Annotated in this window: 7 protein-coding genes; 1 reads left to right on the plus strand and 6 read right to left on the minus strand. The window is 65.6% G+C overall.

What is annotated here, in order from left to right:
* Positions 1-6: 6 nt before the first annotated feature.
* The 3 genes from PSRA_RS07035 to PSRA_RS07045 form a co-directional block, all read right to left on the minus strand.
* Positions 7-540, minus strand: coding sequence for an FHA domain-containing protein FhaB/FipA (locus tag PSRA_RS07035; protein ID WP_094661196.1), 534 nt, complete (start codon positions 538-540; stop codon positions 7-9).
* A 38-nt stretch (positions 541-578) separates the two neighbouring features.
* Positions 579-1,298: an FhaA domain-containing protein gene (locus PSRA_RS07040; RefSeq protein ID WP_094661197.1), complete on the minus strand. Its 720-nt coding sequence runs from the start codon at positions 1,296-1,298 to the stop codon at positions 579-581.
* Positions 1,299-1,458: 160 nt separating this feature from the next.
* On the minus strand, positions 1,459-2,040 hold the full coding sequence (locus PSRA_RS07045) for an NUDIX hydrolase (RefSeq protein ID WP_094661198.1): 582 nt from the start codon (positions 2,038-2,040) through the stop codon (positions 1,459-1,461).
* 344 nt (positions 2,041-2,384) lie between these two features.
* On the opposite strand from PSRA_RS07045, the gene PSRA_RS07050 reads away from it, so the two are divergent.
* Complete coding sequence (locus PSRA_RS07050) at positions 2,385-3,515, plus strand: alpha/beta fold hydrolase (RefSeq protein WP_158216363.1); 1,131 nt, start codon at positions 2,385-2,387, stop codon at positions 3,513-3,515.
* A gap of 139 nt (positions 3,516-3,654) precedes the next feature.
* On the opposite strand, the gene PSRA_RS07055 is transcribed toward PSRA_RS07050, so the two are convergent.
* The 3 genes from PSRA_RS07055 to PSRA_RS07065 form a co-directional block, all read right to left on the minus strand.
* Complete coding sequence (locus tag PSRA_RS07055) at positions 3,655-4,659, minus strand: asparaginase (RefSeq protein ID WP_094661200.1); 1,005 nt, start codon at positions 4,657-4,659, stop codon at positions 3,655-3,657.
* Between the two features lie 58 nt (positions 4,660-4,717).
* Positions 4,718-6,337 (minus strand): amino acid permease, encoded by a 1,620-nt coding sequence (locus PSRA_RS07060; RefSeq protein WP_094661201.1) that lies wholly within the window; start codon positions 6,335-6,337, stop codon positions 4,718-4,720.
* A 227-nt stretch (positions 6,338-6,564) separates the two neighbouring features.
* A partial coding sequence (locus PSRA_RS07065; RefSeq protein WP_420820562.1) for an amino acid permease occupies positions 6,565-8,176 on the minus strand: 1,612 nt, incomplete at its 5' end.

Raw genomic sequence — 8,176 nt, forward strand, 5'->3', positions numbered from 1 at the left:
GCCCCATCACCTCAATTCGAAGGTCGTGGCGCCTATTCGCACGGGCACGCCAGTCGGAAGCATCACGGCGCCGTGGATTCTCTGGCCGTTGACCACGGTTCCGTTCGTACTGTTCATGTCTTCGACGGCCCAGTTGCCGGACGAGGGATCGTAGAACACCCGGGCATGATGAGCCGACACGAACTCATCATCAAGAATAATCGCATTGTCGGGGGCACGGCCCAGCGTGATGGGTCGCGAGGACAGGCTGACGGTGGTCCCGGCCAGAGGTCCGTCGATGACGACGAGCACTGTCGCGGCGGACTGGGAACGAACGGCGGAGGACCGGCGGGATTCGACGGAACCGGTGCTTCTCGGCTGCGGAGCCGGCGGAGCGGCCACGGTCTGCTGGGCCTGGTTGGTGCGCTGACGCCGCTTGCGCGACGAGCGCGGGCTGAAAACGCCCACGTCGCGCCCAAGCGATTTGACGACGAAAAATACGAAAACCCATAGCAAGATGAGGAATGCGTATTTCAGAATCGTGAATGTCAGGTCAGTCATAGCAGCAAGCCTTCTCCTGTCTCTCCTCCGGTCGAAGGCTACGCCTGCGTCTCGGACGAGGCCCAGTACAGGATGCGGGTCCTGCCGATCGTGATTGTGTTTCCGTCGAGCAGCGTGGCGGCGGGCACGCGGTGGCCCTCCACGTAGGTGCCGTTCACCGGCGGTTGCCCTTTGGAATTGAGCACTTCCTTCATGATCACGCCCTGCGGGGTGATCGAGATGGTCAGGTGGTGGCGGGAGACGCCGGGGTCGTCGATGATGATGTCGCAGTCGGAGCCGCGGCCGACGAGCGTCACGGGCGCCGTAAGCATGTACTGGCGGTTGTTGATTTCGAGGACGGGGCAGTCCTTCGTCTCGTTCTTCGCGGTGACGGGGGCCGCGTTGCCCTGCACGGATTCGCTCGTCAGGCGGAACTGGGAGCGCGGAAGGTCGTAGTCCTCTTCGAACACCACCACGACGGGGCCGACGAAGGCGTAGTTCTGGGTCTTGGCGTATTTCGTCAGGTTGGCGGCGAGCTCGTTGGCAAGCGTTTCGGCGCCCCACTTCTCGATGCGGTCGAAGTCGGGGGTCGACAGGGCGAAGCGATACTCGTTGGGTGCTACGGTGCGGTCTCGGCCCACGGACATGGCCTGGGCGTCGATCTCCTTCTCCAAGGCGCTGGAAAGATCAACAGGCTGGAGATCCTTGGAGCCGAACTTGTTGAAAACACCGTTGACGGCGCTTTCGACCCCTTTCTCAAACTTGTCGAGAACGCTCATAGTTACCTTTCTCCGTCTGGAAGCATGCGAACAATCCCATTATTCGCGCGGACGTGCCGTATGGGAGGGCATGGGCGTATGCTTTCACGGAACTTGCTAGTTCCTTGTCATTATATAAAGCATCCCTCCCATTCGTTTCCGGACGGACCTTTCGCCCGCCTTACGCGCGCCCCATGCGCATGCGGCGGATGAGCTCGCACTGGATGGCGATGAAGGAATGAGCCTCGCGCACGCCGCAGGAGACCAGCTCGTCCCAATCCACCCAGCGGTATTCCACGTATTCGTCGGCGTCAAGGTCCTGGCTGCCCGAATGCCAGCGGTTGAGGTCGATCACGTAGGTGTAGGCGAGCTCGTTGGTCATGCCCTCGGAGGAGTAGCAGCGTGCGGCCTCGATCACCTCGTATTCGTCGGGGATGACGGCCGTCTCCTCGCGCAGTTCGCGCAGCATGGCCACGCGCGGGTCCTCATGCGGCTCGATCATGCCGGCGGGCAGGCCCATCACGTAGGCGTTGCGCCCCACGCGGTACTCGCGCTCCACAAGGTACAGGTCGCGCTCCACGTCATGCGGCAGCATGATGACGGCCGGCGCGTGGTCGATGAGCTGGCGGCGGATCACCGCCTCGCTTCCGTCCGTCGCGCGCAGGGCGATGTGCTGGTCCCTGATGGTGAAGATCGGCCCGTGGTACACATCCGTGCTCTCGACGATCCGGGGTTCGACCGACATATCGAGTTTCTTGTTCATTGCGTCCTCCGTTTATCGCGTCCTGCGTCATGGCGCGCCGTCCGCGGCGCCATCGTCTCGCCTTCGTCCCTTTCATCGTATGCCACGGGCCTCCCGCCGCGCCCCGCATGCCTCCGCGCATGCCTCGGCGCGCCGTCGCGCCAACCGCGCGACCGTCGGCCCACCGGCACGCCACGCCGCGGATTTTCGGCGTGTCATGGTTCGCTCCGCCCAATCCAACGTGCCTATCATGGTGCACGACGAGGGCCGGAGCACACCGTGGTGACGGCCCGCTGATGTCCATACAGAAAGTCGCACCCGGACGCCCCTCATTCGGACGCCCGGTGCGCGGAAACGAGGACGACATGGTCACACTCATCGACGAGAACGATTATGCGAACGCCATGCAGGGCACGGTGATCCCCGCCCTGGCAGCCTGCGCCACCGAGGGGTGGATGGAGCCGGCGACGCACCCGGGTCTGACGGTGCTGGGGAAGCCGTATGAATCGCATGACGGCAAGCTTCATTACATGACGTATTCCTACGCCAAGTTCCCCAAGGCCAACCGCGAGGCCGACGCCCCCGACGAGGCGCGCGGCACCATCGTGATTGCGCACGGCTTCACCGAATTCTGCCAGCGCTATGACGAGATCGCCTACTACTTCCTGGCGCACGGCTACAGCGTGGCCATCATGGAGGACCGCGGGCACGGCTATTCCCCGCGCGACCTTGAGGATTTCGACCGCGTGTGGATCGACGACTGGCGCCGCTATGTGGTGGATCTCAAGAAGTTCTGCGAGGCCGTGGCGCGCCCGCTCGAGCCGGGCCGTCCGCTGTGCATGTATGCGCATTCGATGGGCGGCGGCATCGCCGTGGCGCTGGCCGAGCAGTATCCGTCCACGCTGGATGCGCTCGTGCTGTCGGCGCCTATGATCGACGCGGTTTTCGGCCCGCCGGAGAAGATCACGCCGGCCATCATCGACACGCTGTGCCTCGGCCACGGCGACCAGGCGCCGGCTCCCGGCCAGACCACGTTCCCCTCGTGGAGCGAGGACCTCGTGACACCGGGCCTGTCGATGGCGCGCGGCAAGTGGCTCTACGACCTTCGCGCCGACGACGCGCACTACCAGAACTTCGAGGCCACGAACGGCTGGGTGCGCGAGATGATCCGCCTGTCGAAGAGCATCCGCCGCCAGTCCGCCATCGGCCGCATCACCACGCCGATCCTGCTGCTGCAGTCCGCGGAGGACGTCGAGGTGGTTCTTCCCGCGCAAGACAAATTCGTGCTCGACGTGCGCGAAGCCGGCGGCGTGGCCTCGCTGGTGCGCCTCGAGGATGCCCCGCACGAGCAGGGGAGCCTGCCGAACGTGCTGCTCAAGGAGGTTATGCGCGAGTCGCTGTCGTTCTTCGACACCTACACCGAGCCGGCTCCGTGGGAGACCAGGAACGACATCGCGGAAATCGATGACGCGGAAATCGATGACGCACAGAAGTGACGACGCGCAGGAGTGACGCTCCATAGCCTCACAGGCCTGCAAATAAGCCCGACACGCCTCGAAGTTCAGGCGTGTCGGGCTTTTCTATGTTCCGAACCACATCCGGCTTAAGCAGCCGAATCGGCCGGCGATCGTATCGTCAGCCCTCCTGCGTCAGCTCGCCGGCGATGGAGCGGCCCATCCACTCGGCCAGCTCATCCCCGCCCAGGCCTTGCGAAAGCAGGAACACGATCTTGGCATACGCCGCCTCGAGCGTCATGTCGCTCGTGCCCACGGCGCCGGCGCGCGCGATGGCGTCGCCCGTCTCATAGCGCCCGAGCATAACCTCGCCCTGCTGGCACTGCGACGCCACGATGACAGGCACCCCGTCACGGATGGCGTCGGCGATGACGTCGGTGAGTCCCGGCTCGTCGCTCGGCACATTGCCCACGCCGAAGGCGCGCAGAAGCACGGCCTCCGGCCTGGGCTCCAGCATGGCGGCGAGGCGCTCCGCGGTGATTCCCGGCGCCATGTCGATCACGGGAACATCGTGGCGCCCGTACGGCCGCGGATCGGCCCAGCCGCAACCCTCGCGCTCGATGGTGTTCCAATGCCACGGCGTGCCGGACTGCGCCACCGGGCCCGTGTTCGGCGAATAAAAGCCTTCGAAGGCCCAGCTCGATACCTTCGTCACGCGGTTGCCCGCGAACAGGTGGTGGCCGAAGAAGAGGTTCACGCCCTCGGCCCTGCCGCTCAGCGCGGCGTTGAGGGCGCCTGTCACATTCGCGGCCGCGTCGGATTCGATGCGCCCGAGCGGATGCTGCGATCCGGTGAACACGATGGGCTTGCCGAAGCCCGTCAGCGCGTAGGACACCGCGGCGCTCGAATAGCTCATCGTGTCGGTGCCGTGCAGCACCACGAAGGCATCGGCGTCGTCACGATGCGCGCGCAGGTCGTCGACCATCGTCTGCCAGCTGTCGGGCGTGGCATTCGACGAGTCGATCAGCGGGTCGAGCTGCGTGAAGGTCACGTCGCCCGGGCCCAGGTCGTCGCCGCCGCGCAGCAGCCCGTACAGCCAGCCCTCGAGGTCGGCTCCGGGAACGAGCCCGTTCGCGGACTCGACCATGCCGATCGTTCCGCCCGTATAGGTCACATGGATTCGCATTCGTCCTCCTCCGAAACCGCGCCGCCGTATTCGTTCGCACCGTCAGCCGTGCCACGCGTCACGCGATCAGCGGCGTGCGCTCGTCATCGCCCCTGTCGGGCGTCTCCACGCCGCGCTCCTCGTCGGGAACGTCCAGCGCATCGTCGGCGATATCCACCATCGTATCGAGCATGTCGCCGTTGATGCGCCCGCGCACCGCATACCAGCCGATCACCAGCGCCACGCACACCACCGCGAACATCGCGAGCGTCCAGCGGCCGGAGGCGTCGAAGAGATTCGACAGCACCACGATGGCGAAGAACGCGATGGAGATGTAGTCAGTGGACGGCGCGCCCGGCATATGGAAGGCGGGGCGCTCCTCCTCGCCGCGCTTGACACGGCGCAGGAAGGCCAGATGCGTCACGAGAATCGAGCACCATGTGCCGGCAATGCCGATGCCCGCGAGGTTCATGATGATGTCGAAGGCATCGGAGGGCAGCACCGCGTTGAGAATAACGCCGATCACGCCAAGCGCCGCGGTGATGGTGATGCCGCCGGCGGGCACGTGGTTCTTGTTCAGCGTGCGCGCGAATTTCGGCGCCGAGCCGGCCAGCGCGAGGGAGCGCAGCGTGCGGCCCGTGGCGTACAGGCCCGCGTTCAGGGACGACAGCGCCGCCGTGAGCACAACCACCTGGATGATGTCGCCCGCATGCGGCACGCCCAGATGCGAGAAGAAAGTGACGAACGGCGATTCGTTGGACGAATACGCCGTATAGGGCAGCACCACGGCCATCAGGGCCACGGAGCCCACGTAGAACACGAAGATGCGCACGATCATGGAGTTGATGGCCTTCGGAAGCACCTTCTGCGCGTCCTTGGCCTCGCCCGCGGCCACGCCCACCATCTCGGTGCCGCCGAAGGCGTAGACCACGCCCAGCGTCAGGGAGAACACGATGACGAGGCCCTGCGGGAACAGGCCGCCGTAGTCGGTGATGTTGTGGAAGCCCGCGGTATAGCCGTCGAGGTCGGCGCTGGTGCAGATGGCCACGATGGCCACGACCATGAACACCACGATGGTGGTGACCTTGATGGCGGCGAACCAGAACTCGGCCTCGCCGAACAGCTTGACGCTCATGAGGTTCATGACGAACACGAGCACAAGCGCGCACAGGGCGATGATCCACTGCGGGACGCCCTGGAACGCCTTCCAGTAGCGGAAATACAGCGCCACGGCCGTAATGTCGGCCATCACCGTGGTGGACCAGTCGAGGAAGAACATCCAGCCGGCGATATACGCGCCTTTCTCGCCGAGGAACTCGCGCGCGTACGAGACGAACGCGCCCGACGACGGGCGGCGGATGGCCAGCTCGCCCAGCGCACGCACCATGAGGAACGCGAACAGGCCGCAGATGGCGTAGGCGAAGATCAGGCCGGCGCCGCCCTGCGCGAGGCGGCCGCCCGCGCCGAGGAACAGGCCGGTGCCGATGGAGCCGCCGATGGCGATCATCTGGATATGGCGGGGTTTGAGTGCCTTGTCATAGCCGGCGTCGGCGCGGTCTTGCAGGGCCGCGGAGTCGGCTTTCTCCGATGCGGACGATGCGGATGATGCGGATGCGGCGGTTTCCACGATTCCGGAGCCGCCGGGTCCGCCGTTGCCTGGCGCTGCGCCCGGCCTCCCGTCCTTCGATGCGTCGCCCATGGGTCCTCCTTCGTGAAACCGTCCGAACTGGCGTCCGCCGGACGGGCAAGCAACCGTATGCGCCTATCCGGCGCACGCGCATTGTATGCCCGTCGCATGTCAAGCGCGAACGGATGGAAGGAATCGCGGAATCGAACGATTTTGCAGTATCGAACGGCATATCGAACGCTTCACGGGAGGGGTCATCGATGGCAGGGGAGCGGCGCCATCGTGGAGAACGCGACGTGCTACCGAATCAGCGGCGTGCGCTCGTCGTCGCCCATGGATGGCGACTCCACCGCGCGCTCCTCGTCGGGAACGCCGAGCGCGTCATCGTTGATATCCAGCATGTTGTCGAGCATCGTGGCCTTGATGCGCCCGCGCACGAAGAACCAGCCGATTACCAGCGCCACGCAGACCGCGGCGAACACGGCGATCGTCTGGCGTCCCTCCACGCTGAAGAAATTCGAGACCACCACCACGAGGAAGAACACCAGCGTCAGCCAGTCCGTCACCGGCGCGCCCGGCAGGCGGTACTCGGGGCGCTTCTCACCCGTGGCCTTGATGCGGCGCAGGTACGCCAGGTGAATCACCATGATGATGCACCACACCGAGGCGACGCCGATGCCCGCGAGGTTCATGACGATCGAGAACGCGCGCTCCGGCACGACGGCGTTGAGCACCACGCCGATCATGGCCACGAGCATCGTCAGCGGAATGGCGCCCGACGGCACCTTGTGCGAATTCAGGCGGCGCGCGACCTTCGGGCCCGAGCCCGCGAGCGCGAGGGAGCGCAGCGTGCGGCCGCTCGCATACAGGCCGGAGTTCAGCGCCGACATAGCCGCGATCAGCACCACCGCCTCGATGATGTCGCCCGCGTAGGGCACGCCGAGGGCCGCGAAGAAGGTGACGAACGGCGACTCGTTGGCGGAGTACGCCGTGTACGGCATGACGAGGGTCATGACGGCCACGGAGCCAACGTAGAACACGAAGATGCGCACGATCATGGAGTTGATGGCCTTCGGAAGCACCTTCTGCGCGTCCTTGGCCTCGCCGGACGCGACGCCCACCATCTCGGTGCCGCCGAACGCGTACACCACGCCGAGCGTCAGCGTGAGCACCACGCCCAGGCCCTGTGGGAACATGCCGCCGTTGTCGGTGATGTTGTGGATGCCGGCCGTGTACTGGCCCAGGTGCGCGCCCGTGAAGGCGGCGCCGAGGCCGAGCACGATGAACAGGATGATCATGAGCACCTTGATGGCGGAGAACCAGAACTCGGCCTCGCCGAACAGCTTGACGCTCAGCATGTTGATGGCGAACACGATGGCGAGCACGCAGAACGCGAGCAACCACTGCGGCACGCCTTGGAAAACCGGCCAGTACTGCAGGTAGAGGGCGGAGGCCGTGGAGTCGGCCATGAGCACCGTGACCCACACGATGTAGTACATCCAGCCCGTGAAATACGCGCCTTTCTCGCCGAGGAACTCGCGCGCGTACGAGACGAACGCGCCCGACGACGGGCGGCGGATGGCCAGCTCGCCCAGCGCGCGCACCATAAGGAAGGCGAACACGCCGCAGATGGCGTAGGCGATCATGAGTCCCGGGCCGCCCTCGGCCAGACGGCCGCCCGTTCCGAGGAAGAGGCCGGTGCCAATGGAGCCGCCGATGGCAATCATGCGGATATGGCGCGGTTCGAGGGCCTTGGCGTAGCCTTCGTCGCCGCGGTCGGCGGCGGGGGTTGCGGCGGCGGGGGTTTTCGACGATTTTGCCGCGTTCGACGATTCGGCAATCGTGGATTCTCCGGCCTTCTTCCCCGATGGCGCCGGACGCTGGTTGACGGTGAGCTCGATGCCCGCGTCG

The sequence above is a fragment of the Pseudoscardovia radai genome (assembly GCF_002259605.1).
In the GTDB taxonomy this organism is placed as follows: Bacteria; Actinomycetota; Actinomycetes; order Actinomycetales; family Bifidobacteriaceae; genus Pseudoscardovia; species Pseudoscardovia radai.

Bases quoted from the DNA above. Each gene is read 5' to 3' on its own strand.
- PSRA_RS07040 (WP_094661197.1), bottom strand. From the start codon at position 1,298: ATGAGCGTTCTCGACAAGTTTGAGAAAGGGGTCGAAAGCGCCGTCAAC.
- PSRA_RS07060 (WP_094661201.1), bottom strand. From the start codon at position 6,337: ATGGGCGACGCATCGAAGGACGGGAGGCCGGGCGCAGCGCCAGGCAAC.
- PSRA_RS07050 (WP_158216363.1), top strand. From the start codon at position 2,385: ATGGTCACACTCATCGACGAGAACGATTATGCGAACGCCATGCAGGGC.
- PSRA_RS07055 (WP_094661200.1), bottom strand. From the start codon at position 4,659: ATGCGAATCCATGTGACCTATACGGGCGGAACGATCGGCATGGTCGAG.
- PSRA_RS07045 (WP_094661198.1), bottom strand. From the start codon at position 2,040: ATGAACAAGAAACTCGATATGTCGGTCGAACCCCGGATCGTCGAGAGC.
- PSRA_RS07035 (WP_094661196.1), bottom strand. From the start codon at position 540: ATGACTGACCTGACATTCACGATTCTGAAATACGCATTCCTCATCTTG.